The sequence below is a fragment of the Micromonospora citrea genome, assembly GCF_900090315.1.
Lineage (GTDB): Bacteria > Actinomycetota > Actinomycetes > Mycobacteriales > Micromonosporaceae > Micromonospora > Micromonospora citrea.
Window position 1 is genome coordinate 5730815 of record NZ_FMHZ01000002.1, and the last position, 25711, is coordinate 5756525.

23 protein-coding genes and 1 pseudogene are annotated in these 25711 nt (G+C 72.0%); 10 read left to right on the top strand and 14 right to left on the bottom strand.

The window, feature by feature from the left end; genetic code table 11:
* Positions 1 to 141: 141 nt before the first annotated feature.
* From GA0070606_RS26220 to GA0070606_RS26235, 4 genes are all read right to left on the bottom strand, one after another.
* Positions 142 to 483 carry a hypothetical protein gene (locus GA0070606_RS26220; protein WP_218106055.1) on the bottom strand — a complete coding sequence of 114 codons (342 nt, stop codon included), beginning with the start codon at positions 481 to 483 and terminating at the stop codon, positions 142 to 144.
* 209 nt (positions 484 to 692) lie between these two features.
* Positions 693 to 1556 carry an NAD(P)-dependent oxidoreductase gene (locus GA0070606_RS26225; protein WP_091105461.1) on the bottom strand — a complete coding sequence of 288 codons (864 nt, stop codon included), beginning with the start codon at positions 1554 to 1556 and terminating at the stop codon, positions 693 to 695.
* 272 nt (positions 1557 to 1828) lie between these two features.
* A complete protein-coding gene (locus GA0070606_RS26230; RefSeq protein ID WP_091105464.1) occupies positions 1829 to 3160 on the bottom strand; it encodes a glycosyltransferase family 4 protein in 1332 nt (443 codons plus the stop codon).
* A 138-nt stretch (positions 3161 to 3298) separates the two neighbouring features.
* On the bottom strand, positions 3299 to 5242 hold the full coding sequence (locus GA0070606_RS26235) for an amylo-alpha-1,6-glucosidase (protein ID WP_091105467.1): 1944 nt from the start codon (positions 5240 to 5242) through the stop codon (positions 3299 to 3301).
* 42 nt (positions 5243 to 5284) lie between these two features.
* On the opposite strand from GA0070606_RS26235, the gene GA0070606_RS26240 reads away from it, so the two are divergent.
* The 4 genes from GA0070606_RS26240 to GA0070606_RS32170 all read left to right on the top strand — a co-directional run bounded on the left by GA0070606_RS26240 (position 5285) and on the right by GA0070606_RS32170 (position 10633).
* A complete protein-coding gene (locus tag GA0070606_RS26240; RefSeq protein WP_091105470.1) occupies positions 5285 to 7990 on the top strand; it encodes an MGH1-like glycoside hydrolase domain-containing protein in 2706 nt (901 codons plus the stop codon).
* 128 nt (positions 7991 to 8118) lie between these two features.
* The gene (locus GA0070606_RS26245) at positions 8119 to 8694 is read left to right on the top strand and encodes a TetR/AcrR family transcriptional regulator (RefSeq protein ID WP_245724810.1); all 576 of its coding nucleotides are present in this window, start codon (positions 8119 to 8121) and stop codon (positions 8692 to 8694) included.
* Between the two features lie 155 nt (positions 8695 to 8849).
* Positions 8850 to 9557, top strand: a complete 708-nt coding sequence (locus GA0070606_RS26250) for an HAD family hydrolase (protein ID WP_091105476.1) — start codon at positions 8850 to 8852, stop codon at positions 9555 to 9557.
* A gap of 599 nt (positions 9558 to 10156) precedes the next feature.
* A complete protein-coding gene (locus GA0070606_RS32170) occupies positions 10157 to 10633 on the top strand; it encodes a hypothetical protein (RefSeq protein WP_141721809.1) in 477 nt (158 codons plus the stop codon).
* A gap of 341 nt (positions 10634 to 10974) precedes the next feature.
* On the opposite strand, the gene GA0070606_RS26260 is transcribed toward GA0070606_RS32170, so the two are convergent.
* Positions 10975 to 11250, bottom strand: a complete 276-nt coding sequence (locus tag GA0070606_RS26260) for a hypothetical protein (RefSeq protein WP_091105481.1) — start codon at positions 11248 to 11250, stop codon at positions 10975 to 10977.
* A gap of 47 nt (positions 11251 to 11297) precedes the next feature.
* Entirely contained in the window at positions 11298 to 11729 is a 432-nt protein-coding gene (locus GA0070606_RS26265; protein WP_091105483.1) for a RusA family crossover junction endodeoxyribonuclease, read from the bottom strand.
* A 162-nt stretch (positions 11730 to 11891) separates the two neighbouring features.
* Between GA0070606_RS26265 and GA0070606_RS26270 the strand changes: the two are divergent.
* A pseudogene (locus tag GA0070606_RS26270) lies at positions 11892 to 12230 on the top strand (glycosyltransferase); the annotation flags it as partial.
* Between the two features lie 33 nt (positions 12231 to 12263).
* Here GA0070606_RS26270 and GA0070606_RS26275 read toward each other — a convergent pair.
* The 6 genes from GA0070606_RS26275 to GA0070606_RS26300 form a co-directional block, all read right to left on the bottom strand.
* Complete coding sequence (locus tag GA0070606_RS26275; RefSeq protein WP_091105485.1) at positions 12264 to 13343, bottom strand: sensor histidine kinase; 1080 nt, start codon at positions 13341 to 13343, stop codon at positions 12264 to 12266.
* Entirely contained in the window at positions 13336 to 14052 is a 717-nt protein-coding gene (locus GA0070606_RS26280) for a response regulator transcription factor (RefSeq protein WP_091105488.1), read from the bottom strand. Before GA0070606_RS26280 ends, GA0070606_RS26275 begins: the two co-directional genes overlap by 8 nt.
* A gap of 58 nt (positions 14053 to 14110) precedes the next feature.
* Positions 14111 to 14815, bottom strand: a complete 705-nt coding sequence (locus GA0070606_RS26285; protein WP_091105490.1) for a VanZ family protein — start codon at positions 14813 to 14815, stop codon at positions 14111 to 14113.
* Between the two features lie 367 nt (positions 14816 to 15182).
* A complete protein-coding gene (locus tag GA0070606_RS26290; protein WP_091105493.1) occupies positions 15183 to 16421 on the bottom strand; it encodes a serine hydrolase domain-containing protein in 1239 nt (412 codons plus the stop codon).
* A gap of 523 nt (positions 16422 to 16944) precedes the next feature.
* Complete coding sequence (locus GA0070606_RS26295; RefSeq protein ID WP_091105496.1) at positions 16945 to 17649, bottom strand: VOC family protein; 705 nt, start codon at positions 17647 to 17649, stop codon at positions 16945 to 16947.
* A 182-nt stretch (positions 17650 to 17831) separates the two neighbouring features.
* Positions 17832 to 18410 (bottom strand): DsbA family protein, encoded by a 579-nt coding sequence (locus tag GA0070606_RS26300; RefSeq protein WP_091105501.1) that lies wholly within the window; start codon positions 18408 to 18410, stop codon positions 17832 to 17834.
* Between the two features lie 233 nt (positions 18411 to 18643).
* On the opposite strand from GA0070606_RS26300, the gene GA0070606_RS26305 reads away from it, so the two are divergent.
* From GA0070606_RS26305 to GA0070606_RS26320, 4 genes are read left to right on the top strand one after another with little or no spacing between them, the layout of a single operon-like run.
* Positions 18644 to 19933: an ABC transporter substrate-binding protein gene (locus GA0070606_RS26305; protein WP_091105504.1), complete on the top strand. Its 1290-nt coding sequence runs from the start codon at positions 18644 to 18646 to the stop codon at positions 19931 to 19933.
* Positions 19934 to 19979: 46 nt separating this feature from the next.
* Positions 19980 to 20975, top strand: coding sequence for a carbohydrate ABC transporter permease (locus GA0070606_RS26310; RefSeq protein WP_091105506.1), 996 nt, complete (start codon positions 19980 to 19982; stop codon positions 20973 to 20975).
* A 1-nt stretch (position 20976) separates the two neighbouring features.
* A complete protein-coding gene (locus GA0070606_RS26315) occupies positions 20977 to 21810 on the top strand; it encodes a carbohydrate ABC transporter permease (protein WP_091105508.1) in 834 nt (277 codons plus the stop codon).
* 9 nt (positions 21811 to 21819) lie between these two features.
* Positions 21820 to 23025, top strand: coding sequence for an ABC transporter ATP-binding protein (locus tag GA0070606_RS26320; protein ID WP_091105511.1), 1206 nt, complete (start codon positions 21820 to 21822; stop codon positions 23023 to 23025).
* A 61-nt stretch (positions 23026 to 23086) separates the two neighbouring features.
* On the opposite strand, the gene GA0070606_RS26325 is transcribed toward GA0070606_RS26320, so the two are convergent.
* Entirely contained in the window at positions 23087 to 23821 is a 735-nt protein-coding gene (locus GA0070606_RS26325) for a YsnF/AvaK domain-containing protein (RefSeq protein ID WP_091105513.1), read from the bottom strand.
* Positions 23822 to 23982: 161 nt separating this feature from the next.
* The gene (locus GA0070606_RS26330; protein WP_091105516.1) at positions 23983 to 25092 is read right to left on the bottom strand and encodes a winged helix DNA-binding domain-containing protein; all 1110 of its coding nucleotides are present in this window, start codon (positions 25090 to 25092) and stop codon (positions 23983 to 23985) included.
* A 130-nt stretch (positions 25093 to 25222) separates the two neighbouring features.
* Between GA0070606_RS26330 and GA0070606_RS26335 the strand changes: the two genes are divergently transcribed.
* Positions 25223 to 25618 (top strand): DUF4190 domain-containing protein, encoded by a 396-nt coding sequence (locus tag GA0070606_RS26335; RefSeq protein ID WP_091105518.1) that lies wholly within the window; start codon positions 25223 to 25225, stop codon positions 25616 to 25618.
* Positions 25619 to 25711: the final 93 nt, after the last annotated feature.

Sequence of the window (25711 nt, forward strand, 5' to 3'; positions counted from 1 at the left end):
TCATCGGTGCTGCCCCGGGATGCGTTCCGCCAGCTCCATCAGTGCATGATCGAAAGCCCCCGGGTCGGGGGAATCTCGGACTGGTCCTCGCGCTGTAGGGCGTCCGTGCGACGGAATTGACGGACGCCCGAAAGACGCCGATCAGCGGTGACGGAAGAAGCCTGTCAGGTGTGGGGTGACCCCGAGCGAAGCCGTGCCACCATTTTTCGTCAGACCGTCCATGACTTCCTTGCTGGGCTGCCCGTAAACGTCAAGTGCCTCCACGGAGCAGTGCTCCATGACCTTTTGGATGTAGGGATCGGCGAGCTGCCAGTGCTTCAGCACCGCGGCAGAGTCAGGGTACAGCTGGAAGCTGTAGGCGCGTAGGTTGGCTTCGTCAATGAACACTTCAACCATGAGTTGCGGGCCGTGCTCCCTTACGAAGTCAACAGCAGAACGAACCGCCTCTCGATATGCTTCGAGGTGGCCCTCCTTGATGCGCATGGTGTTGCGGAGAAGAATCGGGCCATCTGCCAACTGGGTGGTTGACCGGGGCATCGGTGAGCTATTCCTTCCGTGCTTGTCGAATCGCGCAGGACGTCGGCTGGCGTTAGTAGCTCGCGACGCTTGAGTGGCGGCTCTGCACGTGCCTGACCTGCGTACAGCTGGGCATGTCGGTGGCGGGGCCGTATCGAGGCAGGCTGTCCGGCCTCCTATGGGACTTCTCGTCGATCGACGACGGCGGTGAGACCCTCGCCTGAGCGGTTGTCGGCGAGGAGCGCCTCGATTCGCGCTGCCACGATCGGAAGGCCGCCGTCGCCGAGCGGGCTGCCGGCACGTTGTTCGACGAGATGACGGAGCACGGTGAGGTGCTCGCCGAGGTTGGCCGGGCCGGGCGGGTAGTCAGCTTCGAGAAGCTCGGTCGCGGTGGCCGTGGCCGAGTTGACCACGTGGCCGAGTTGGGTACCGGCGGTCCGGGCGAATTCGGTGATGTCGATGCCAGCGGCGCGTACGGTGTCGAGAGCGCGGAGCAGGCCCAGTTGTGCGTCGTACCAGACGCCGAAGAGGGCCAGATCCCAGATCGCGGCGGCCGCTGGCGCGTCTCCGACGAAGCGGGGCGGACCGAGCAGGCGCAAGGTGTCGAGGTGAAGTTCGTACGCGGCGCGGTCGCCGCCGTACAGGATGGTGGCCCTGGCGGTGCCGATCGTCTCCGGCGAGGCCTGGACGCCCGCGTCAAGATACCGAGCGCCCATGCCGGCGACCAGCTCGGCCGTCTTCTGCGCCTCCGCCGGTGTGCCGGTGCACAACGCGACAATGGTCCGCCCGGCCCGGTCCGGGTGCATGGCGGCCAGGCAGTCGGCGACCGCGCGGTGGTCGGTGAGGGTGAGCAGGACGAGATCGCTCGACGACACGGCCGCGGCGACCGAGTCGACGGGCCGAGCACCCGCCTCCACCAGGCCGTTGAGCCGGTGCTGAGTGCGGTTCCACACCGTCACCTCGCGGCCCGCGTCGAGTAGACGGTGTGCCACCGCTGTCCCGATGGCGCCGGTTCCGATAACTGTGATGGTCTCTGCCATGCGGCCATCCTCAAACCTCAACTCGACTTCATGTCAAGCCGTGACGTCGAGACGAAGGGGGCTGCCCCCTGTCGGCTCGGACACCTCGAGGTCGGTCAGGGTGGTGGCGGGTCACCGGCGATCGTGGCGGCGCGGTTCGCGTGGTGGTACCGCCGGGCCACCAGGAATTATCGCCGGCCGGCCGGCGGGTGGGCGGCGGCGTTCTGCCGGCCAGGCGACGGTGTGTCGCGGGGCGGCGCGGCACGCCGTCAAGGGTGGCCGTCGCCCCCCGTTCAGCAGGCGGCGTCGCCGACCGCGAGGAGGTTCCCCTCAGGAATGGTGATCTTCTGTCGGGCCTCGCCGGGCCGGGCGGCGGCCCGGTGGGCCCGCGCCGGGCCGTGCTCCCGGCGGGCGGCCCCGTAGGTGGCGGCGGTCCGGGCCGCGATGGTCGCCCAGCCGTACCGCCGGCCGACCATGGTGCGGGCCCGTCGGGCCACCCGGCGGGCGAAGACCTCGTCGCCGACGAGTTGGTCGACCGCGCCGGCGAGGGCGTCCGGGTCGCTGTGCGGGAACGTCACGCCGGTCACGCCCGGCTCGACGATCTCGGCGAGACCGCCCGTGCGGGCCACCGCGAGCGGCGCGCCGGCCGCCGCCGCCTCCAGCGCCACCATCCCGAACGGCTCGTAGAGGCTGGGCACCACCGTCGCGTCGGTGGCGCCGAGCAGCGCCGGAAGTTGGGTGGCGTCCATGAAGCCGGCGAAGCGTACGGTCTGCCCGAGCGCGAGCCGGCGGGCCTCCTCCTCCAGTTCGGTCCGGTAGGGGCCGTCCCCGGCGATCACGACCCGCAGCCCGGGGTGCCGGTCGCGCAGGTACGGCACGGCGTGCACGAGGTGCTGCACGCCCTTCTCGTAGACGAGCCGGCCGGCGTACCCGACGAGGGGCCCGTCGCCGGCGAACCGGGCCCGGGCCTCGGCGACCGCGCGGGGGCGCGCCCGCCAGGCCCGGTCGTCGACGCCGTTGGGCACCACGTCGATCCGCTCGGCCGGCACGCCGAACAGCGTGGTGACCTGGTCGCGCATGTATCCGGAGCAGGCGATGACGCGGCCGGATTCGCCGGCGAGCCAGTGTTCGACGCCGTGGATGGTGCGGTTCATCTCGTCGGGTAGCCAGCCCTGGTGTCGGCCGGCCTCGGTGGCGTGGATGGTGGTGACGAGGGGGATGTCGAGGTGGTCGCGCAGGGTCATGGCGGTGTGGGCGACGAGCCAGTCGTGGGCGTGGATGACGTCGTAGGTGTCGGCTTCGGTGGCGCGTAGGGCGGCGCGGGTGAGGGTGTGGTTGAAGGCCATGGTCCAGGCGAGCAGGGAGGGGGTGGCCAGGGGGAAGGTGACGGGGTCCTCGGCGGCGCGGATGATGCGCACGTCGTCGGCGTATTCCTCGAGGGGTGCGCCGTCGGCGTGGCGGGTGACGACGGTGACGTCGTGGCCGGCGGCGGCCAGGGCCACGGAGAGGGCGTGCACGTGCCGGCCGAGGCCGCCGACCAGCACCGGCGGATATTCCCAGGAGAGCATCAGCACCCGCTGCCGCCGGGCGGGGTGGATGTCGATCACGTCGGCGTCAGGTGACATGCGGCCCCCTTCGAGTTGTCCCCGAGCGCGCGCACGGGCACCGCGGCGGGTGCCTCGGTCGTCGCGACCGGATCGGAACCCATCCTGCTGGCGCCCGGCTAACCGGCGGAGACGTCGCCGTTGCCGTCGTGTAAAGCGCTACCGGCCGGTGCGGCGGACGCGCAGCACCTCGGCGACCGACCATGCCTGGAAGGGGCAACCGGTCGCGCCGTGCGGCGCGAGGCCGTCGGCCGTCTCGCTCACCGAGCCTAGCCCGTATTCGGTCAGATGGGCCTCGATGCCTACGAAAAGGTCGTCAACCGACATCTTGGCCCGCCGGGCGGCGTCGGCGTACGGGCCGAGCAGCCACGGCCAGACCGTGCCCTGGTGGTAGGCGCCGTCCCGTTCGGCCGGGCCGCCCCGGTGCCGCCCGACGAACTCCGGCGAGTCGGGGGAGAGGCTGCGCGGGCCGAGCGGGGTGAGCAGCCCGGCGGCGATGCGGCGCAGCGTGGGCTCGTCGGGTTCCAGCGGGGCGTTCGGCAGCGACCAGGCCAGCAGTTGGTTCGGACGCAGCAGGTCGTCGTCGTGCTGGGCGGCCCCACCCAGCGGGTACGCGGGCGCGGGCGCGTCCAGCACGTCGTGCAGCCAGCCCGTCGGCGCCGGGAAGCGGGCCCGGAACGCGGCGGCGGCCCGCCCGTGCAGCCGCCACAGCTCGCCCGCGTCCCGTCCCGCCAGCTCGGTCAGCTCGGCGAGGCCGGCCAGCCCGTTGACCCACAGCGCGTTGACCTCCACCGGCTTGCCGGTGCGGGGGGTGACCGGCACCCCGTACACCCGGGCGTCCATCCAGGTCAGCGCGGTGCCCGGGGTGCCGCCCTGGGTGAGCAGCCCGTCGGCCGGGTCGACGGCGATGCCGAACCGGGTGCCGACCACGTGCGCGTCGACCACCCCGTGCAGCGCGGGCAGCAGCTCGTCGCCGAGGTCGGTGTCGCCGGTGACGGTGACGTGCCGGCTCACCGCGTGCAGGAACCACAGGGTCGCGTCGACGGTGTTGTACTCCACCCGGCCCGTGTCGGCGGTGTTGGCGAGCATCCCCTCCGACAGCGTCGCCGCGTACGCCCGCAGCAGCTCCCGGCCCTCGTCGGCCCGGTTCGTGCAGAGGAACAGCCCCTCGTAGGAGATCATCGTGTCCCGTGACCAGGCGCCGAACCACGGGTAGCCGGCCACCACGTCGGGCCCCGTGGCCGTGTCGACGACGAACGCGTCGGCGGCCAGCGCGAGCGTCGCCTCCACCGGGTCGGCCGGCTTGGCCGCCGCCACCACCCGCCGGTTGCGCGCCCGGGCCGCCGCGACCACCTCCGTGGCCGGCGGCGGCTCCTGCGCCAGGTCGCCGGCCCAGGCGAGCACCGACACCGTGTCGCCCGGGCGTGCCAGCTCGCCGGAGAAGCGACCGGCGTACCAGAGGTCCTCGTCGGGGTTCAGGCCGCGCGCCGCCTCCTCCCGGTGGTGGGCGCCGAGCCACCACTGGCCCTGCGGGGTCCAGTCCGGCCCGGCCAGCCGGAACGCGCTCTCGATCACCGCGCCGCCGGGCGCCGGCTCGACGCGCGGATCGGGGCCGTCGGCGCGGCGCTCGCCGTGCGCGTCTCGCCAGGTGCAGACCGCAGCCAGGTCGAGCCGCACCGGCCCGCCGGAGACCAGCCGGTGCACCACGGCCACGCACGGCCGGCCGTGGGTCATCGCCAACTCCCGCTCGACGACCACGTCGCCGACCCGCCAGCGCCACCGGGGCAGCCCGTCGGTCAGGTCGAAGCGTTCCAGCAGTTCGAAGCCGCGCGGGTCGACGTCGCCGGAGGCCCACTCGTGGGCTCCCAGCCGCACGCGGGCGCCCGAGGGGAACAGCAGGGCCGCGTCCAGGCTGACCAGTCCCACCCGGCGGGACGCCGGCGTCTCGCCGGCCACCACCAGCAGGCCGTGGTAGCGGCGGGTGCGCAGCCCGCCGACCGTGCCGGTGGCGTACCCGCCGAGGCCGTCGGTGACCAGCCACTCCCGGGCCGTCCCCGCGGCGACGTCACCGCAGACCTGCGGCCCGAAACGAAGATCGATCAACTTTCCTCCACCGGCGGCGGCGTGCGGCGGACCACGACGACAATGGCCCGTGTGGTGAAGTCCTCCGGCAGCGTCGAAGATGTGCGGGTGATCACCGACGTGCCGCCCATCGACGACCGCGCGCCCGACCCCGAACGGCTCCGGCTGGCTCAGGCCGACGCCGGCGAGCAGGACTGGCGCGCATGGGGTCCCTATCTGTCCGAACGGGCGTGGGGGACGGTACGGGAGGACTACAGCGAGCACGGTACGGCCTGGGACTACTTCCCGCACGACCACGCGCGGTCCCGAGCCTACCGGTGGAGCGAGGACGGGATGGCGGGCGTCTGCGACGACCGGCAGACGTTCTGCTTCGCCCTCGCGCTGTGGAACGGCAGGGACCCGATCCTCAAGGAGCGGATGTTCGGCCTCGGCGGCGACGGCGGCAACCACGGCGAGGACGCCAAGGAGTACTGGTGGTACGAGGACTCCACCCCCACCCACTCCTGGATGCGCTGGCGCTACCACTACCCGCAGGCCGCCTTCCCGTACGACGAGCTGGTCGCCGTGAACGCGCTGCGCGGCCGGGACGACACCGAGTACGAGCTGGTGGACACCGGCATCTTCGACGACGACCGGTACTGGGCGGTGACCGTCGACTACGCCAAGGCGGGCCCGACGGACATGTGCGTCGTGATCACGGTCGCCAACCGGGGCGACCGGGCCGCCACCCTGCACGTGCTGCCCACCCTCTGGTTCCGCAACACCTGGGCGTGGGGGCTGCCCGGCGGCGACCGGGTGCCCCGGCTCGTGGGTGAGGGTTCGCGGCTGGTGGGGGAGCACCGGGTGCTCGGGCAACTGCTGCTGGAGGGCGACGGCGAGCCGACGCCGCTGCTGTGCGACAACGACTCCAACGCCGAGCGGCTCTGGGGGCTGCCCGGCCGGTCCCGCTACCCGAAGGACGGCATCAACGACCACGTGGTCGACGGGGCCGCGACGGTCAATCCGGCGCGGGAGGGCACCAAGGGCGCGCTGCACTACGTGCTGGACGTGCCGGCCGGGGCGCAGCGGCGGATCCGGCTGCGGCTGACCCGCACCGCCCCGCCGCCCGGCGGCAGCCCGCCGCCCCCGGCCGACCTGGGTGACGGCTTCGACGCGGTGGTGTGGGCCCGCCGGGCGGAGGCGAACCGCTTCTTCGCCGGGGTGATCCCGGCCGCGGCGACCCCCGACGAGGCGCTGGTGGCCCGGCAGGCGATCGCCGGGCTGATGTGGGGCAAGCAGTTCTACCACTTCGACGTCAAGCGGTGGCTGGAGGGCGATCCCGGCTCCGCGCCGCCGCCGGGGCGCCGGCACGGGCGCAACAGCGCCTGGTGGCACATGAACAGCTTCGACGTGATCTCCATGCCGGACCCGTGGGAGTACCCCTGGTACGCGGCCTGGGACCTGGCCTTCCACTGCGTCAGCATCGCCCGGGTCGACCCCGGCTTCGCCAAGGAGCAGCTGCTGCTCCTGCTACGCGAGTGGTACCTGCACCCCAACGGGCAGATCCCGGCGTACGAGTGGGCGTTCGGCGACGTGAACCCGCCGGTGCACGCGTGGGCGGCGCTGAAGGTCTTCGAGATCGACGGCGGCCGGGACCACGACTTCCTGGCCCGGGTGATGCACAAGCTGCTGCTGAACTTCACCTGGTGGGTCAACCGCAAGGACACCGTCGGCAACAACGTCTTCGAGGGCGGCTTCCTCGGGCTGGACAACGTCGGCCCGTTCGACCGCTCGGCGGCGCTGCCGGTGGCCGGGGTACTGGAGCAGTCCGACGGCACGGCGTGGATGGCGATGTACGCGCTCAACCTGCTCGACATCGCCGTCGTGCTGGCCGAGCACGACCGCACCTGGGTCGACACCGCCACCAAGTTCTTCGAGCACTTCGCCTACATCGCCGCCGCCGCGTACGAGCAGGGCCTGTGGGACGCCGAGGACGAGTTCTTCTACGACGTGCTGCGGCTGGCCGACGGCACGAGAGTGCCGCTGCGGGTCCGTTCGGTCGTCGGCCTGCTGCCGCTGGCGGCGACGACCCGGCTCACCGCCCACACCCTGCACCGGCTGCCCGAGCTGCACGCCCGGCTGCGCTGGTTCCTCACCAACCGCCCCGAGTACGCCGACGTGATCGGCGCCCGGCGGCTCGGGCCCGACGGTCGCCAGCACCGGCTGCTGTCGATGGTCGGCCCGGAGCAGATCGTGCGGCTGCTCGCCCGGATGCTCGACACCGACGAGTTCCTCTCCGAGTACGGGCTGCGGACGCTGTCGCGGGCGCACCTGGACAAGCCGTTCTCGGTGACCCTCGGCGGGCAGGAGTTCAGCGTCGGCTACGAACCGGCCGAGTCGACCAGCGGCCTGTTCGGGGGCAACTCGAACTGGCGCGGCCCGATCTGGATGCCGACCAACTTCCTGCTGATCAGCGCGCTGCGCGACTACGCCGCCTTCTTCGGCGACGACCTGCAGGTGGAGTACCCGACGCGGTCGGGGGTGAAGCGGACCCTCGACGAGATCGCCGACGACCTCTCCGCGCGGCTGGTCTCGCTGTTCACCCGCGACGGCTGGGGCCGGCGACCGATCTACGGCGCCGCCCAGCTCTTCCAGACCCACCCGGACTGGCGGGACCTGATCTGCTTCCCCGAGTACTTCCACGGCGACAACGGCGCCGGCCTGGGCGCCTGGCACCAGACCGGCTGGACGGCGCTGGTCGCCGACCTGATCCTCACCCTGCGACGCTGACCTGCCCGTCTCGCCCTGTGCCCGCGCCGAGGTGCGGTCCGGGCCCCGGTCCGTCGCCCCATGCCGGCGACAGTCGCCAATCCGTCGCGGAGTCGTCACGGCCTGTGACACTCGCTAGCATCGGCGGCGTGTCGCCAGCAGACGGATCAGACGCCGCCCCCGAGCGCGAGCGGGTGGCGCTGGCCGCCCGGGAGTTGGCCGAGGCGGAGGGGTGGGCGGCGGTGACCCACCGCCGGCTGGCCGAGCGGATCGGGATCGACATCGAGGTCGTCTACCGCTGGTTTCCGGATCCCGCCGCGCTGATGTCGGCCGTGGCGGTGCTCGGCTTCGCCGACCTGGCCGCCGCGCTCGCCGCCGCCCGGGAGACCGCCGCCGGGGGCGGGCACGGCGAGTGGCCGGCCGTGGTGACGGCCTACCTGGATTTCGCGTACGCCAGTCCCGAGGTCTACGACGCGATGCTCGCCCACACCTCGGATCTCACCCTGGGCCGCGACCCGGGTCCCGGGGCACCCTGGGCGGCCTTCGCCGAACTGCGCGTGGCCCTGGCGCCGTTGGCCGCCGGCCGTGACCCCGACACGCTCGCCGAGGTCGGCTGGGCGCTGCTGCACGGCACGGTCATGCTGACCCGGGGCGGGCGGCTGCGCCCCGACAGGCAGGAACAGCGCGAGGACATGATCGTCTCCGGTGTGTTCGCCAACCCGTGACCCCCGCACCCCGGACCCCTGTCGCGAGCCGCTCCCAACTCGCTTGCCGCTCGGAATCCTGGACAGTTACGGTGCGCACCGCACGGGAACTGTCCAAGATCACATGGGTGCGCCCCCGCCAGCTCGGCCCGGAGTCGCATCGCGGGGAGGAAGTCATGGGGGACGCGACGCGCAGGCGCGGCGGGCAGGTGCTCGTCTTCGACGCCGACGACACGCTCTGGGAGAACAACGTCCTGTTCGAGCGGGTGATCGACGACTTCCTGGAGTGGCTGGACCACCCGACCCTCGACCGGGCCGAGACCCGGGCCATCCTCGACGACGTCGAGCGGGCCAACGCGGTCGCCCACGGGTACGGCAGCAAGGTGTTCCTGCGCAGCCTGGCGGAGTGCCTGGAGCGGCTGCGCCAGCGGCCCGCCACGGAGGCGGAGCGGCGCGAGATCGAGGGCCTGGCGGCGGCGCTGGTCGAGCACCGGGTCGAGCTGATGCCGGGGGTGGCCGAGGCGCTCGACGAGCTGGCCGGGCGGCACGAGCTGCTGCTGCTGACCAAGGGCGACCGCGAGGAACAGCAGCGCAAGCTGGACGCCTGCGGGCTGCTGCACCACTTCCGGGCCGCGCACATCGTGCCGGAGAAGGACGTCGACACCTACCGTTGGCTCACCCGGGAGCACGACCTCGACCCGGCCGGCGCGTGGATGATCGGCAACTCCCCGAAGTCCGACATCCTGCCGGCCCGCGCCGCCGGCATGAACGCCGTGTTCATCCCCAACGACAACACGTGGGTGCTGGAGCACGACGAGCTGGACCCGACCGACCGGGGCGTGCTGCGGCTGTCCGCCTTCCCCGAACTGCTGCTGCACTTCTGAACCGCACGCCGGCCGCCGCCGCGGGCCGTAGGCTGGGCGGCGGCGCGGGCCGTACGCCGGCCACCGCGCCCTCGGCGCGGGCCGTACGCCGGCCACCGCCGAGGGCCGAAGGCCGGGTGTCGGCGGCGGCGCGGGCACCGGCCACACGGTTGTCGCCTCGACGGGAAAACAGCGCTGCTCGGCATGGCCGTGTTACGTCGACATGCCGCTTTTTCACCTTGACATCAATCACCCGCGCCCGGCCCCGGTTCGTCCTTGTCCGGCCACCGGCGGCACGCCTAGCCTGATCCGGCGCTCACGGCTCCTCGGGGTGAGTCGGGGGCGCGCCGAAGTCCGGTAGTTGGGCACCGTGGAGCTGAGTGCAGGCGGCAGGCTCGCCGTGTTGAGCCCGGCGTGGGCGGCGTGCCACGCCCGCGCGCTCATCTGGCGAAGTCCGCTACCACGCCGGACGGCTGGGGGTCAGGACCGGGGAGTTGCGGACCCGGTCCTGACCCGCCCCGGCAGGTGCCCGGGGGTCGACCCCGCTCGACGCGAAGGAGCCCGGGACACCGTGACGCCAGGCATCCCCCGCCCGTACGCGAGCCTCGACCGTCACTGACATGGGCGGTTGGGTCGACGTCTACCAGCGCGACGACGGCCGCCTCTACGTGTCCAGCCACTCCCGCGTCGTGGGCGGCCCGAGGGTGGTGAACGGCTGGTGCGAGGCGACCACCGCCGACGTGGCCGACGGCCGCCTCGGCGCGCTGGTGCGCGACGGCCTGCGGGCCGGCGAGGAGCCGCTGCGGGACGTCACGGCGGACGACGTGCGGGAGTTCCTGCGCCGGCTCCTGGCGTTGGCGCGGGTCGGTTCCGTCGCCGTCTTCGCCCGGGGCGCCCGGGCGGTGGGCGTCGAGCGTCACGACTCCGGCGGCTGCGTGGTCGTCGCCACCGAGTACCGGGGCGCGGGCCTCGGGTTCGTGTTCACGGACACCACGATCGCCGTCCCGGCGGAGGCCCCCGCCGACGACCTCGGCAGGGCCGTCCGGCGAGGGCTCGCCTCCTCCTGCGATCCCGGGAGCCGAGGACACCGCCGTTGACGCCGGAATCGGCCCGCTTGCGATCCCGGGAGCCGACGACACCGCCGTTGACGCCGGAATCGGCCCGACCACCCCGCGCGGGCGTCGGTGTCCGAAGCGCGGGACGGTGGCGGCTCGGCCGTCCAGCCCGATCAGGCTCGGCGCCGCGCCCGCCAGGCCGGTCCAGCGCACCACGGCGAACGGGACGAGCAGGAGCGTCCCCGTCAGCCCGCCGAAGACCCCACGTACGGTCGCGCTCACGGACCTGTCCGTCAGCTTTCCGGCGGTGATGTCGCCGAGGAGACTGCCCGCGCCGTAGGCGAGCGGTCTTCCGGCGTCGTGTACGGGCGGTCACGCCTGGGTCAGGAGACCTCGCCGCGCACGATCGCGACCGCCACCCGGCAGAACTCGTCCATGTCCGGCTCGAAGCCGGCAGCGATGTCGGGGTGCAGGCCGCCACGGGTCTCGTCGAGCAGTCGCTGGCAGACCTGCTCGACCGGCTCGCCGGCGTAGCTGGCGCTGACCCGTTCCGTCGCGGCCCGCAGCGCCGAGGTCAGCTGGTCCTCCAACGGGCCGCGCAGCTTCTGCTGCACGGGATCGAGCCCGCGAGGGTCCAGCGTGACATGTGGCTCCGACATCGGCGCTCCCTTCGTCGGCGTCCGCGATACCCCACCGCGGTCGTCGGTCAAACCACGTTCGGTACGGCGGCGACCCGCACCCGGTACGAGAAGTCCTCCGCCGGTTCCTCGACGTACGACAGCCGGCGGATCTGCCGGTCGTCGTCGTAGAGGGCGACATCCACGAGGACGCCGAGGTGCGCCAGGCCGATGCTGGTCACCCGCTTCTTGTCCTGGAGCACCGCACACACCCCGCCCAGCAGGGTGCTGGCGTCGGAGGTGCGGTGCCCCGGCGGGCAGCGCAGCACGAGATCCACCTCGACCGGCCCCGACAGCGGGGTCCAGCCGGTGCGCTGGGCCGCCTCGCAGGCCGCCAGGAGCAGGGTGCGGACCCTCGTCGCCTGCCGGTGCCCGGCGGCGAAGACGGACAGCGCCTCGGTCTTCACCGGTGGCAGGCCGCTCACCTCGAACGTCAGGGCGAGAGCGCGGGTGTCCTGCACGACGGCACCTCCTCGTTGGGGACGATCCTGCCCAACCGGGCCGGCGGTGCAGGGGAGTTCCCGCGAGAATTAACCGATCGGACGGGGGCGGGGTCGGCCGGAGGCGGGTCGACGTCGGCGGTGAACGGTTGAGGGCCTGGTCGCGCTCGCGTTCGCAGCGGGCGAGTCCTCGAACAGGCCGACGCTTTCGTCACCCGTGCCGGCATGGGCGGCTGCGGCGAAGGGCTCCTCGCCGGCGTTCCCATGATCGCCGTGCCGCAGGGAGCCGAGCAGTTCATGAACGCCGACCGCCTCGTGGAACTCGGCGTCGCCCGCCGTGTGGATACCGCTGACGCCACCGCCGAGACCCTGCGCGCGGCGCTGGACGACCTGGTCGCGGATCCGGAACGCGCCGACCGGTCCAAGCGGTTGCAGGCCGCCGCCCGAGCCGAGGGCGGCACCTTCCGCGCGGCCGACCTCATCGAGAGCATCCTGGCCGCCGCGGCGAGCCCCGCGCACTGAACACTGCGGCTGACCGTGGTGCCGCAAGGATGCCTACGGCGTGCGGGGTAGTCGGACCGTGACAAGGAGGCCACCGTTGGGGCTGGGGGCGAGGTCGAGGGTTCCTTGGTGGGCGCGGACGATGCTGTGCACGATGGCCAGGCCGAGGCCGACGCCGGCGTGTTGGTCGGTGCTTACGCGTTCAGTTCCGCGCTGGAAGGGTTCGGTGAGGGTCGGTATCAGTTCTGGTGCGAGCCGGCGGCCGTTGTTCTCGACCCGCAGCACGCTTGTTCCGCCGAGCGCCTCAGTGTGGACCGTTACGGTGCCGTCGGTGGGAAGGTTGTGGACGATGGCGTTCTGGATGAGGTTCGTCACCATCCGCAACAGGAGTTCGGCGGAGCCGCTGGTCGGGGCCGCCCCGCCGGTGAGGTCCAGCGTGGTCCGGCGCTGTTCGGCGAGGGGAAGCAGCGTTTCGGCGGCTTCTTCGGCGATGAGGGACAGGTCGACCCTCTCACGGGTGAGGTTTCCGCGGTCGCTGCGGCTGAGTAGCAGGAGGGCCTCGGTGAGATTGATCGCCCGCATGTTGGCGGAGTGCAGGCGTTCGATGAGTTCGCCCCGGGCCCGCGTGGGGTCCTGGCGGGCGACGTCAAGGAGTGTTCGCGAGATCGCGAGTGGGGTGCGCAGTTCGTGGGAGGCGTTCGCGGCGAACCTCTGCTGCTCGGCGACGTGGGACTCGAGTTGTTCGAGCATCGAGTCGAACGCGTCGGAGAGTTCATGGAATTCGTCCTGGCGGCCCTTCATGCGGATCCGGTGGGACAGCGAACCGTTCCCGGCCAGCCTTGCCGCATCCGTGATCTGCGTGAGTGGTGCGAGCATCTGGCCGGCGAGGATCCATCCCCCGACGAGCCCGAACACGAGCAGGAAGACCATCGCCACGGCGGCAGCGGGGGCGAAGAGTTGAAGGAGGACGTAGCGGTTGGGCGAGATCCCGAGAAGGCCCTGGGAGGTGTCGGGTACGTAGCGCAGCAGGAAGCCCCACACCACGGCCAGCAGGAGCGCGCCTGCGACGGCGAGGAACCCGGCGTAGCTGAGGGTGAGTTTCAGTCGGGCGCTGAGCCCTGGGCGTCTATGCATGCGTACTGCCGGGGGTGGTGGTGTCACTGCCAGGGGCGATGGTGTTCGTATCGGTGTTGATCCGGTAGCCGACGCCGGGCGCGGTCTCGATGATCCATGGTTCGCCGAGCCGTTTGCGCAGTGCGGAGACGGTGATGCGCACGGCGTTGGTGAGGGGGTTGGCGTTCTCGTCCCAGGCCCGTTCCAGGAGCTCTTCGGCGCTGACGACACCGCCCTCGGCGGCGACGAGGACTTCCAGCACGGCGAACTGTTTGCGGGTGAGCGCGACGTAGCGTTCATCGCGGAAGACTTCCCGGCGGAAGGGGTCGAGCCGTAGGCCCGCGATCTGGCGGACCGGGGGTCGGGCGTACGCGCGTCTACGGTCGAGCGCCCTCAGCCGCAGGACGAGCTCGCGCAGCTCGAACGGTTTGGTGAGGTAGTCGTCGGCGCCGAGCTCGAACCCGGAAGCCTTGTCGTCGATCCGGTCGGCAGCGGTGAGCATGAGGATCGGGGTGCCGCTGCCGGAGGCGACGATGCGCCGGGCAATCTCGTCGCCGGAGGGGCCGGGGATGTCGCGGTCGAGGACTGCGAGGTCGTAGGAGTTGACGCTGAGCAGTTCCAGGGCGGTGTTGCCGTCGCTGGCGATGTCGGCGGCGATCGCCTCCAGCCGCAGACCGTCACGGACGGCTTCGGCGAGGTGGGGCTCGTCCTCCACGATCAGTACGCGCATGCCTGAAGCCTATGATCGGCAAAAGATAGCGCCGAGGTGTGCACACCGGACACGCGACTCAGCCTGCCGCCGTCGGGGCGGGCCGAGGCTGGTCCGACGGCCTCTCCGCCGTAGTGCGCCACCAGTGGCGTGACGCCAGCGCGGCCAGCACGGCGCCGGCGGCGTTGACCAGTACGTCATCGACGGAGGAGACCCTGTCCAGCCGTAGGATGTACTGTGCGGTTTCGACCAGGGCCGAGCAGCCTGCCCCGAGTCCCAGGATCCGCGGCACGGACGCCAGCGCCGCGAACCGCATCGGAGCGAAGAACCCCAGCGCCGCGAAGATCAGCAGGTTGCCGCCGATTCCGACCGGCCCCATCGTGAGCAGGTCCCGCAGCGGGACCAGGCTCACCCGGCCCGGGGCGATGCCGGCCCCCGGGCCCGGCATCGTGGTCATCCATACGAGCGGCACCGTCCCGTAGACCATGCTCACCTCGGCCGTCGACGTCCGCCACGCCGACGTGGGGCCGTCGGCACGTCGGCGGTGCGCCAGGGCCCACACCACCAGAGCGGCCAGCGGCAGCGCGACCAGCATCATCAGCAGCACCCCGTTGAACGTGTCGTAGCAGCCGTGCCATCGCCCGGCCATGCATCTCGGAGCGGACATCATGAGCGGCTGCCACACAACGAACGCCGCGCTCGCCAGGCCGAGGATCGCCAGGCTGGCGAGCACGATCCTGCGGGTGCGGCGGGGCGGGGCTGACGGGGATGCGCTGTGGTTCATGGCTTCCATTGGAGACGGCGGGCCGTTGCGGTGGCGTATGCACTTTTGGATACGTGCGCGATACACGGAATCCCGGCGTCGTCGCCCGGCACCCCGGCTGCGACCGGGGCCCGCAGCCGGGGTGCCGACGTCGATGGGCGACCGGTCCACGATTCGGACGGTCAGCGCTTGCTCGGCCTGGTGCAGCGCGAAGCGCACGACCCGGTCGATGCGCCCGCTCACCGGCGGCTCGATCTGCTCCGTCCGGCAGCCACCAGCAGCTCCGCTGCGCGGAGCCCTGCACAACTACGCCCATGCCTTCTCCGATGGGCTCGCATCGACGAATCATGACTCACACCGCTCCAGGCCGTGTCGCGAGCAAACTGCCTCAGCCACCCGACCCGTCACCGCGCGAAGCCCCGGTGATGGCCTGCATCTCCCGCCCGATCATGTCCTGCAGCGGCGCGCCGTCGCGGTTGCTGAGGATGACGCCGACCCAGCCGGTGTCCGGGTAGATGCTCCAGTTGGCGCCGACACCGGGATTGCCCCCGGCGCGCTGGAACATCCACTGGCCGCCGACGATGCGGATCGGGATCCCGTACGTCCCGAACGACCCCGGCCTGTGGGGGATCTTGGCCCCGGTGAGCACGTCGGCCCAGGGCCTGTCCAGCACCGTGCCGTCGCTCAGCGCCTGGGCGAACCGGACCAGATCCGGCGCGGTGGCGAAGCCGCCGTCTCCGGGGGCGTCGATGAAGGCGCGGCCCGGGTTCTTGCCGAGTACGTACGGGTACGGGCTGCCCTGGTCCAAGTTGCGAACGGCGTCCACCACGCTGCCGTCGGCAAGCGTCATGTACGGGTGCGCGATGTGCGCGTCGGTGAGCCACTGCGGCCGGGTGTAGAACGCCGAGCCGGTCATGCCGCAGCGCCGGAAGATGTTCTCCTGGACGTAGTCCCAGTACGTCGTGCCGGCCACGGCCTCCACGATCAGCGCGGAAATGGTGACCTCCGCCTCCGCGTGGCGGGTGCCGGGAAGGCCCGGGACGCCCACCAGTTTCGCCTGCCGGGCCCGCTGCTCGTAGTACTCGTGCACCTCATCCCGGCTCTGGAAGACGCGTTGCACGTCCTCATCCGGGGACTCCAGCCCGGAAGTGCCGGTCAGCAGGTGGTGGATGTTCACCTGGTCGGCGATGTCCGTGGCGAAGCCGGTCAGGTGGGTGCCCACCGTGTCCGACAGCCACAGCTTGCCCTGCTGGGCCAGCTGCAAGATGGCCACCGCGTGGAACGGCTTGCCCGCCGAGCTGAGGCTGAATGCCGTGCCCTCATGGTTGCGGATCCCCTTCTCCTGGTCGGCCATGCCGTAGCTGCGGGACAGCACCGTCCGGCCCCGGTGCGACAGCAGCACCACACCGGAGAACTTGCCCTCGGCGGCCAACCGGGCCACGTACCGGTCGTAGGCTCCGCCGGGAAGGGTGTCCGGCGGAATCCGGTCCGGCGCGGCGGGGGTGGTGCCGGCGTGGCTGATCCCGGCGCTCACCAGCGGCACGGCGGCCACCGCGCCGGCGGCCGCCAACCCGCCCCATTTGACCAGCCGCCGCCGGTCGATGCCACGTACCGAATCCGAGTCCATGCTCACGGTCCTTCCCGGTCGAAAATCTGGCGCTGACATTGATGCGCCGCGGTTCGTCCCTCCACTGAAGACGTCAGGCTGTTGCGGTGGCGTATGCGTTTTTCGATACGTCCGCGATACACGTTCCGGGAAGAACACTGGTCGTCGTGTGCCGTGGCGATCTCGCGCGCAACCTCGTCGGCGCAGGCGCGTCGAGGCGGCGCTCAGGTGGGTCGGGATCGCGGGCGAGGGGGTGGCCGTTGCCGGGCTGTCTCGCACGGAGCTGCTCGACCTCGGCCTGAGCGCGAGGGGCGTCTGCCATGACCCAGGGAAGAGCCAACGCGTGGAAGGTCGGCCATGTGGTGGATGTCCTGGAGCGTGAGGTCTTCTCGGAGGCGGAGGCTGCCCGGCTGCTGCGGGTGGCGCGGCACGTACGTGCGCGTCGCCCAGGCGACGGCACTGCAACGGTTTCGTCAACCACTCGCCCGGATGTCGGACACCACCGCCACCAGTCGATCGCGCCGCTTGCTGGACGGCCCGCCGCTCACCGGCCGGGACGCGGCGCGAAGGCGCAGAACTCGTTGCCCTCCGGGTCGGCCAGGACCCACCAGTCGACGGCGTCGTCCGGCTCGCGCAGCAGCGTCGCGCCGGCCCGGATCAGTGCGGTCGGCTCCGGGGCGCTCAGGTCGACGTCCCAGTGCATCCGGTTCTTGACCGACTTGCGTTCCGGTACCGGGACGAACACCCACCAGTCCCACGGGAAGCCGGCGGCGTCCACCACGAACGCGACGCCCGTGGCGCTGGTGTCGGCCTTGCCGCCGGTCACGCCGGCCCACCAGGCGGCCTGGGCGGCGGGGTCGGCCGCGTCGACGACCAGCTCGAACGGGCCGGGTCGGGCGTCCTCCCCGGGCGGGAACGCGCAGAACTGGTTGCCGTCCGGGTCGGCCAGCACCCACCACTCGACCTCCGCGTCCGGCTCGCGCACGAGCCGGGCGCCGGCCGCCAGCAGTGCCGCCGGGTCGGCCTGGGGCAGCCGCAGGTCCAGGTGTACGCGGGTCTTGGCCGTACGCGGCTCGGGCACCCGGTTGACCCAGATCGACTCGGCGTCGGCGCCGGCCGCCCGGGGGTCGACGCGGGTGTCGCCGTCGCCGAGGTCCACCAGTTCCCCGCCGAGCACCCGGGACCAGAACGCTCCCGTCTCGCGGGGGTCGGCGGCGTCCAGACAGAGATCCTTGAAGCGCGCGATCACGCCCCCATCATCCCGCCCGATCCGGCCCGGCCCGGCCCGCCACGCCCGCCCCCACCTTCCACCGACCACTCCGCCTCTTCACCCGCCAGCCCGTTGAAAACGAAGTTGGCTGCGGCGGCGCGGACGATTCGCGTCGACGACCTCATGATCAACCGGATGAGGGGGCGGGAGGACGGAGGAGGTCAGTGGCGGGCGCGCTTGACCTCGTGGAAGGCGGGCATGCGGATCAGGGGGAGCAGCGAGTCCCAGATGGTCAGGGCGTCGTCGGTGCCGGGCACCTCGGTCAGGATCGGGCCGTGCACGCCCCGGTCGGCGCCGGGCACCATCAGCACCGGTGAGCCGACGTCGGGGCCGGCGGAGGCGTACGCCAGCGCGTGCGACTCGCGTACCGCGTCGTCCCAGCGGTCGTCGTCGAGGGCCGGCGCGGCCTCCCGCAGGCCCGCCGCCTCGACGGCCGCGTCCACGATCTTCGGCGACAGCGGGTTGCCGGCGTCGTGGCTGCGGGCCCCGACCTCGGCGTAGAAGCGGGCGACGGCGTCGTGGCGGCCGTCGGCGCGCAGCGCCTCCACCAGTCGCAGCGCCCGGCTGGAGGCGGCCAGCGCCTCGGCGAACTGCGGCGCGACGTCGCCCTCGTTGAGGATGGCCAGGCTGAACGCCCGCCACTCGACGTGCAGGGTGCGGGCGTCGGCGACGGCGACCAGCCAGCGGGAGGTGCGCCAGGTCCACGGGCAGGCCGGGTCGAAGAAGAAGGTGGCGTCCATCGGCCGAGCCTACGGTCGGCGGGGGCGGCCCGCACGGCGGTGAACCACGCCACACCGGGCTCTGTCGGGGCCGTCTCACCAGCGCCAGGTTTCGCCGCTTCGCAGGTCGGGCAGTGTTGGGGCCACGAAACCCCGGGGTCGCAGATTTTCGCTGGTCAGCGCCCTGAGAGTTCCGCCGTGCGCCGGGGCACGGAGCCCCACCCCGGCTTTGGCCGACACGAGGGGAGGGGCGAATGAGCGACCCTGACAAGGCCCGACGCCGCAGGCGGCCCCGCGCACGCGCGATGGCCGCCGCCGCGGCGTTGACGCTGGTGGCGCCGACGGTGGCCGCCTGCGGTTCCGGCGGGGACGGCGGAACGCCCACGATCAATCTGTACTACCCGCCGGAGCAGAACCTGCAGAAGGTCGTCGACGACTGCAACGCGCAGGCCCAGGGGCGTTACCAGATCGCCTACCGGGTGCTGCCGCGGCAGGCCGACGACCAGCGGGTGCAGATGGTGCGCCGGCTGGCCGCGCAGGACAGCGGCATGGACGTGCTCGGCCTCGACGTGACCTGGACCCAGGAGTTCGCCAGCGCCGACTGGATCCTGGAGTGGACCGGGCAGGACAAGGCCGAGGTGGAGCAGGGCACCCTCGCCGGCCCACTCGAAACGGCCCGCTACCAGGACAAGCTCTACGGCGCGCCGAAGAACACCAACGTGCAGCTGCTCTGGTACCGCAAGGACCTCGTGCCCGAGCCGCCGAAGACGTGGGACCAGATGATCTCCACGGCCCAGGAGTTGAAGCAGCAGGGCAAGCCCCACCAGGTGCTCACCATGGGCGCCCAGTACGAGGGCCTCGTCGTGCTCTACAACACCCTCGCCGAGAGCGCCGGCGGCAAGATCCTCAGCGACGACGGCGAGCAGGCCGTGATGGACGCCGGCACCGTCCGGGCGTTGGAGCAGCTCCAGCGGTTCGCCACGTCGGGCGTGACGTCGCCGTCGTTCAGCAACGCCACCGAGGACCCGGTGCGGCTGGAGTTCCAGTCCGGCAACGGCGCGTTCCAGGTCAACTGGCCGTTCGTCTATCCGGCGATGCAGGAAGCCAACCCGGAGCTGGCGAAGCAGGTCGGCTGGGCGCGGGTCCCGGGCGTCGACGAGAACACCCCGAGCAAGGTCACCATCGGCGGGGTCAACATGGCCGTCAGCGCGTACTCGAAGCACCCCGAGGAGTCCTTCGAGGCGGCCCGGTGCATCCGCAACGAGAAGAACCAGAAGTTCTCCGCGGTCAACGACGGCGTGCCGCCGACCATCGAGAAGGTCTACGCCGACCCGGAGATGGCCGAGGCGTACCCGATGCGGGACACCATCCTCGAAGAGCTCAAGGACCCGGCGGTCCGGCCGCTGACCCCGGCGTACCAGAGCATCTCCACCGTCATGTCGGCGATCCTGTCGCCACCGTCGGCCATCGACCCGCAGCGGACCGCCGACGAGCTGCGCGACGCCATCGCCGACGCCCTCGAATCGAAGGGGGTCCTGCCGTGAGCGAGCGCACCGGGCGACCCGACGCCGACGGCCGGGAGGTGGGGGCATGAGCGTCAACGCCACCCCGGCGGGCGCCGACGTGACCGCCGAGGAGACGGCCCGTCCCGACCGGCACGCCGCGGTGCCGGCCCAGCGGGGCGGGCGCGGCCGCAAGGCCCCGCTGAGCGAGAACAAGAAGGCCGAGCGGCGGCTGGGCTGGCTGCTCTGCGCGCCCGCCGCGCTGGTCATGGTGCTGGTGACCGCGTACCCGATCATCTACTCGGTCTGGCTGTCGCTGCAGCGCTTCGACCTGCGTTTTCCCGACGAGCGTGAGTTCATCGGGCTGGAGAACTACGTCACCGTGCTGACCAACGAGTTCTGGTGGACGGCGTTCGGGGTCACCGCGCTGATCACCGTGGTCACGGTCGCGGTCGAGCTGGTGCTCGGCATGGGGCTCGCGCTGATCATGCACCGTACGCTGGTCGGCCGGGGCCTAGTGCGCACCTCCGCGTTGATTCCGTACGGCATCGTCACGGTGGTCGCCGCGTTCTCCTGGCGGTACGCGTGGACGCCGGGGACCGGCTACCTGGCGAACCTGTTCAGCGACGGCGCGCCGCTGACCGAGCGGGCCAGCTCGCTGGCGATCATCATGCTGGCCGAGATCTGGAAGACCACGCCGTTCATGGCGCTGCTGCTGATGGCCGGCCTGGCGCTGGTGCCGGAGGACCTGCTCAAGGCCGCCTCCACCGACGGCGCCACCGCCTGGCAGCGGTTCACGAAGGTGATGCTGCCGGTGATGAAGCCGGCGATCCTGGTCGCGCTGCTGTTCCGCACCCTGGACGCGTTCCGGGTGTTCGACAACATCTTCGTGCTCACCGCGGGCGGCAACGAGACCTCGTCGGTGTCGATGCTCGCCTACAACAACCTGATCCGGGGCCTGAACCTCGGTATCGGGTCGACGATGTCGGTGTTGATCTTCCTCACCGTGGCGATCATCGCCTTCGTCTTCGTGAAGCTGTTCGGTACCGCTGCCCCCGGCAGCGACGACGGGGAGAGGCGCTGAGATGGCCGAGACCACCACCCGGGCCAAGCTGCGCTGGGGCCTGCTGGACGCCATCGTGGTCGTCTTCGCGCTGGTGCCGGTGCTGTGGATCATGTCGTTGTCGTTCAAGACGCCCGCGACCCTGACCGACGGGAAGTTCATCCCGCGCGAGTGGACGCTGGACAACTACCGGAGCATCTTCTCCACCGACCAGTTCGTCCGGGCCCTGGTCAACTCGATCGGCATCGCCCTGATCGCCACGCTGATCGCCGTGGTGCTCGGCGCGATGGCCGCGTACGCGATCTCCCGGCTGGACTTCCCCGGCAAGCGGCTGCTGGTCGGCGTCTCGCTGCTGATCGCGATGTTCCCGCAGGTGTCGCTGGTGTCGCCGCTGTTCGAGATCGAGCGGCAGCTCGGCCTCTTCGACACGTGGCCGGGCCTGATCCTGCCGTACATCACCTTCGCGCTGCCGCTGGCGATCTACACGCTGTCGGCGTTCTTCAAGCAGATCCCGTGGGACCTGGAGAAGGCGGCGAAGATGGACGGCGCGACGCAGGGCCAGGCGTTCCGGCGGGTCATCGCCCCGCTGGCCGCGCCCGGGCTGTTCACCACGGCGATCCTGGTCTTCATCTTCTGCTGGAACGACTTCCTCTTCGCCATCACGCTGACCTCGACCGAGCGGGCCCGCACGGTGCCGGTGGCGCTGTCGTTCTTCACCGGCGAGTCGCAGTTCGAGGACCCCACCGGGGCGATCTGCGCCGCCGCCGTGGTGATCACCATTCCGATCATCCTGTTCGTCCTCTTCTTCCAGCGCCGCATCGTCTCCGGCCTGACCTCCGGCGCAGTCAAGGGATAGGTGGTAGTCATGGCTGACATCGTGCTCGACAAGGTGAGCAAGAGGTTCCCGGACGGGACCACGGCGGTGCGGGACGTCGACCTGGAGATCGCCGACGGCGAGTTCGTGATCCTGGTCGGCCCGTCCGGCTGCGGGAAGTCGACCACCCTCAACATGATCGCGGGCCTGGAGGACATCAGCTCCGGCGAGCTGCGCATCGGCGGCGAGCGGGTCAACGACAAGGCTCCCCGGGACCGGGACATCGCGATGGTGTTCCAGTCGTACGCGCTCTACCCGAACATGACCGTGCGGGAGAACATGGCGTTCCCGCTGCGGCTGGCGAAGCTCGACAAGGAGACGATCAACCGGAAGGTGGAGGAGGCGGCGAAGGTCCTGGAGCTGTCGGCGCTGCTGGACCGCAAGCCGGCGAACCTCTCCGGCGGCCAGCGCCAGCGGGTGGCGATGGGTCGGGCGATCGTCCGGCAGCCCAAGGCGTTCCTGATGGACGAGCCGCTGTCCAACCTGGACGCGAAGCTGCGGGTGCAGATGCGCACCGTCGTGTCGCGCCTGCAGAAGAAGCTCGGCACCACGACCGTCTACGTCACCCACGACCAGACCGAGGCGATGACGCTCGGCGACCGCGTGGTGATCATGCGGGGCGGCGCGGTGCAGCAGGTCGGCCCGCCGCAGGAGCTGTACGACCACCCCCGCAACCTCTTCGTCGCCGGGTTCATCGGCTCGCCGTCGATGAACTTCCTGCACGCCGCCGTCGAGGACGGCAAGCTGCGTACGGCGCTGGGCGACGTGCCGATCGGCGAGCGGATCCGGCGCGAGCTGGAGGGGGCCGACGCGCCGCGCGAGCTGATCCTCGGCATCCGCCCGGAGCACTTCGAGGACGCCGCGCTGATCGACGACGACACCCGGCGCCGGGGCATGGAGTTCGAGGCGCCGGTGGACATCGTCGAGTCGATGGGCTCCGACAAGTACGTCTACTTCACCGTCGAGGGGGAGCGGGCCAGCGCCGCCGAGCTGGAGGAACTCGCCGCCGACGCGGGCGCCGACTTCAGCGGCGGCGGCGCCAGCCTGGTGACCCGGCTGTCGGCCGAGTCCCCGGTCGAGGAGGGGCAGCCGCGGCGGGTCTGGTTCAACCTGGAGAAGATCCACCTGTTCGACCCGTCCAACGGGCGCAACCTGACCCTGCACGAGGGCCGGGCGGCGGGCGCGCTCGCCGACTGACGCGACGACGCGCGGGGCGGATGGGTCGCACCGACCCACCCGCCCTTCGCCGTGCCAGCGGTCAGCGACGTCGCCGGGCCGGCTCCGGGATGTCCGCCTCGACCCGCTCGCGCCGGATCTGGTCGTCGACGGGCTGCTGCTCGACGACCTCGTCCTTGGCGAGGTGGACCCGCTCGACGGGCACCGTGTCCTTCGCGACCACGGGCCGCTCGGCGCGCAGGGTCATCTCCTGCTCGGCCTCGCCGATGTCGGCGCGGACACCACGGGCGTCGCCGGCGGCGATGGGCTCCCGCTCGACGTACACCTCGTCGTGCTCGACCGGCACGGTGGTGTGCACGTCCTCGGTGACGACGTACTTGCGCAGCCGTGCCGTGCCGGCGGGCTGGCTCTCCGTGCCGACCCGGAGCCGCTCCTCGGACCGGACGAGGTCCTCGCCCGCACCCGGTGCCCGGCCCCGCGAGGCGCTCGGCGCCGGCTGGGGTCGCAGGTGGTAGTGGGCGTAGAGCTGCTCGATCTGCGCCGTGTCGAGCGGCTGGTCGGTGCCGGCGTCCACGACGGGGGCGTTCTTCACCGTGGACTTGTCGTAGTCGACCGCGAGCCCGCTGTCGGTGATCCGGGCCTTGTCCAGCGGAGCCATCGACTCCTTCTGGCCCATCAGCCCGGTCTTGACGCTGACCCAGGTCGGCTCGCCGGTGGCGTCGGTCCAGATCTGACCCACGTTGCCGATCTTCGACCCCGAGCGGTCCTTGACGTCCTGCCCGTACAGCGAGTTGGCCTGCTGTGCGTTGAGCTTCATCGGTCGTCTACCTCCCTCTCGGTCACCGCCCGGATACCCGGCCGCCGGGAGCGGATTCGTCGACGGGCCGTCGGATAGGAGCAGTGCCGGCGGGCGGGTCGCCGTCACCGCTGAGGTCAGCGTGGCCTGCGGTGCCGGCGGGGCTGCCGGGAGGCCCGCGGTCAGTCGGGCCAGTCGACCCGCAGCGACCGGCCCAGGAACTCGGCGTAGCGCCTCAGCGCCCCCTCCACCCGCTCCCTGGTCGGCCCGTCGAGCGGCACCAGGGGGAGCACCCGGACCGTCACGCGGGCCTTGTCCAGGGACCGTTTCCAGGTGCCCACCACCCGGCCGCCGCGCACGACGGTGGCCTGGAAGACGCCGTTGCCGCCCGGCACGATCGCGTTCTTGTGCGCGGCGTCGAGCATCAGCGAGCGGTCCTTGAAGCCGAGCAGGTATTCGTCGAAGCCCGGCAGCACGAGCAGGTCGTCGACCGCCGGGCGCGGCGCGTCCAGCAGGGCCGCGTCGACCAACGCCTCCTCCCCGTCGACCCGCACGGTCGCCAGCGCGCCGCCGGTGGCCGCGAAACCCCGGCGGGCGTCGGTGAGCGTCAGCCCCGTCCACCCGGCGAACTCCCGGGCGGTGACGGGGCCGTGGGAGCGCACGTAGCGCTGGGCGAGGAGCGCCAGGGCCTCGTCCCGTTCCGGCCGGCGCGGTGCGGGCGCCCACTCGTCGAGCAGGGCGAAGGTCTGCTCGGTGCCCACGCTCGGCGCGAGGCAGGTGACGCCGCGCACGCTGGCGTACCAGAGCAGGTGGTAGCCGCGCTGGTCGGAGGTGCCGATGCCGGCCGCCTCCAGCGCGGCCAGGCACCGCGCCCGGGTCAGCCGGCCGCCGCCGGCGAGCGCGGCGCCGAGCACGTCGACCGCCCGGTCCGCGTCGGCCTCGGTCAGCCCGAGCTGGGCGCGGCGGGTGGCGGCGGAGGTCAGCGGGCGTACGCCGGTCAGCTCCAGCATCCAGCGGGCGTCGCGAGGCGGCACCAGGTGCACGGTGCCCCGCATCGGCCAGGTGCGCAGCGCCTCCCGCCGCTCCAGCGCGGCGTGCACCTCGTCGTGGTCGAGCGCGGGCAGCCGGACCCCGAGCGACCACATGCCGCTGGCCAGGTCCTGCGCCTGCATGGCGCCGAACCATTCCACCACGTCGGCCACCGTGGCCGGGTGCGCGCCGGGGTGCGGGCGCAGCAGCAGGCTGGTCATCCGCAGCGCGAGCGCCTCGCGCCCGTCGAGGTCCACCGTCATCGGGCTCCCTTCACGAAAGGTCGCCGTCAGCCTAGGACCGCCCACCGACGTCGCCGGGCTCGCATACGCGCGGCCGAAGCGGGAAAGCGCCCGCCCAGGTACGCGCAACGGTGCGCGTGGAGGGAGCGAAATGACTGCGTCCAATGAGCCGTCCCGGCGCGGCGCCGCACCGACGCGGTCCGCCGAGCGCGGGGCCGGCACGTCGGCGAAGACCAGTGCCGCCGCCGCGTTCGCGCTGGTCTTCGGTGTGGCGGCACTGATCAGCGTGCTGACCGTGATCCTGTCCTGGATCGGGCTGCTGCTGGGCATCATCGGGGTGATCCTGGGCATCGTCGGGCTCAGGATGGCCGGCCGGCCCGGGGTGACCGGCCGGGGCGTGGCGATCGGCGGCCTGGTGCTCAGCGCCCTGGCGGTGCTGATCGGGCTGGCCTTCGCCGCCGGGGTGACCACCGTCCTCAACGACGAGGGCGCGGTGGACCGCATCCAGCGGGAGGTCGACGACCTGCGGGACAAGCTGGACAAGTGACGCCCGTGGCTCCCCTGATCGCGCTTCGCCAGCGGCGCTGCCGGCGGAGCGCGATCCCCCGTTCAGGTTCGCCGGCGCGTCGGCGGCTGCCGT

What these genes read in the sequence shown, in the direction of transcription:
- GA0070606_RS26275 (WP_091105485.1), bottom strand. Translation starts at nt 13,343, where the DNA reads ATGCATAGACGCCCAGGGCTCAGCGCCCGACTGAAACTCACCCTCAGC.
- GA0070606_RS26290 (WP_091105493.1), bottom strand. Translation starts at nt 16,421, where the DNA reads ATGGACTCGGATTCGGTACGTGGCATCGACCGGCGGCGGCTGGTCAAA.
- GA0070606_RS26225 (WP_091105461.1), bottom strand. Translation starts at nt 1,556, where the DNA reads ATGGCAGAGACCATCACAGTTATCGGAACCGGCGCCATCGGGACAGCG.
- GA0070606_RS26250 (WP_091105476.1), top strand. Translation starts at nt 8,850, where the DNA reads ATGGGGGACGCGACGCGCAGGCGCGGCGGGCAGGTGCTCGTCTTCGAC.
- GA0070606_RS26285 (WP_091105490.1), bottom strand. Translation starts at nt 14,815, where the DNA reads ATGAACCACAGCGCATCCCCGTCAGCCCCGCCCCGCCGCACCCGCAGG.
- GA0070606_RS26300 (WP_091105501.1), bottom strand. Translation starts at nt 18,410, where the DNA reads ATGGACGCCACCTTCTTCTTCGACCCGGCCTGCCCGTGGACCTGGCGC.
- GA0070606_RS26335 (WP_091105518.1), top strand. Translation starts at nt 25,223, where the DNA reads ATGACTGCGTCCAATGAGCCGTCCCGGCGCGGCGCCGCACCGACGCGG.
- GA0070606_RS26305 (WP_091105504.1), top strand. Translation starts at nt 18,644, where the DNA reads ATGAGCGACCCTGACAAGGCCCGACGCCGCAGGCGGCCCCGCGCACGC.
- GA0070606_RS26260 (WP_091105481.1), bottom strand. Translation starts at nt 11,250, where the DNA reads ATGTCGGAGCCACATGTCACGCTGGACCCTCGCGGGCTCGATCCCGTG.
- GA0070606_RS26315 (WP_091105508.1), top strand. Translation starts at nt 20,977, where the DNA reads ATGGCCGAGACCACCACCCGGGCCAAGCTGCGCTGGGGCCTGCTGGAC.
- GA0070606_RS26310 (WP_091105506.1), top strand. Translation starts at nt 19,980, where the DNA reads ATGAGCGTCAACGCCACCCCGGCGGGCGCCGACGTGACCGCCGAGGAG.
- GA0070606_RS26280 (WP_091105488.1), bottom strand. Translation starts at nt 14,052, where the DNA reads ATGCGCGTACTGATCGTGGAGGACGAGCCCCACCTCGCCGAAGCCGTC.
- GA0070606_RS26240 (WP_091105470.1), top strand. Translation starts at nt 5,285, where the DNA reads ATGGCCCGTGTGGTGAAGTCCTCCGGCAGCGTCGAAGATGTGCGGGTG.
- GA0070606_RS26230 (WP_091105464.1), bottom strand. Translation starts at nt 3,160, where the DNA reads ATGTCACCTGACGCCGACGTGATCGACATCCACCCCGCCCGGCGGCAG.
- GA0070606_RS26325 (WP_091105513.1), bottom strand. Translation starts at nt 23,821, where the DNA reads ATGAAGCTCAACGCACAGCAGGCCAACTCGCTGTACGGGCAGGACGTC.
- GA0070606_RS26220 (WP_218106055.1), bottom strand. Translation starts at nt 483, where the DNA reads ATGCGCATCAAGGAGGGCCACCTCGAAGCATATCGAGAGGCGGTTCGT.
- GA0070606_RS26320 (WP_091105511.1), top strand. Translation starts at nt 21,820, where the DNA reads ATGGCTGACATCGTGCTCGACAAGGTGAGCAAGAGGTTCCCGGACGGG.
- GA0070606_RS26330 (WP_091105516.1), bottom strand. Translation starts at nt 25,092, where the DNA reads ATGACGGTGGACCTCGACGGGCGCGAGGCGCTCGCGCTGCGGATGACC.
- GA0070606_RS32170 (WP_141721809.1), top strand. Translation starts at nt 10,157, where the DNA reads ATGGGCGGTTGGGTCGACGTCTACCAGCGCGACGACGGCCGCCTCTAC.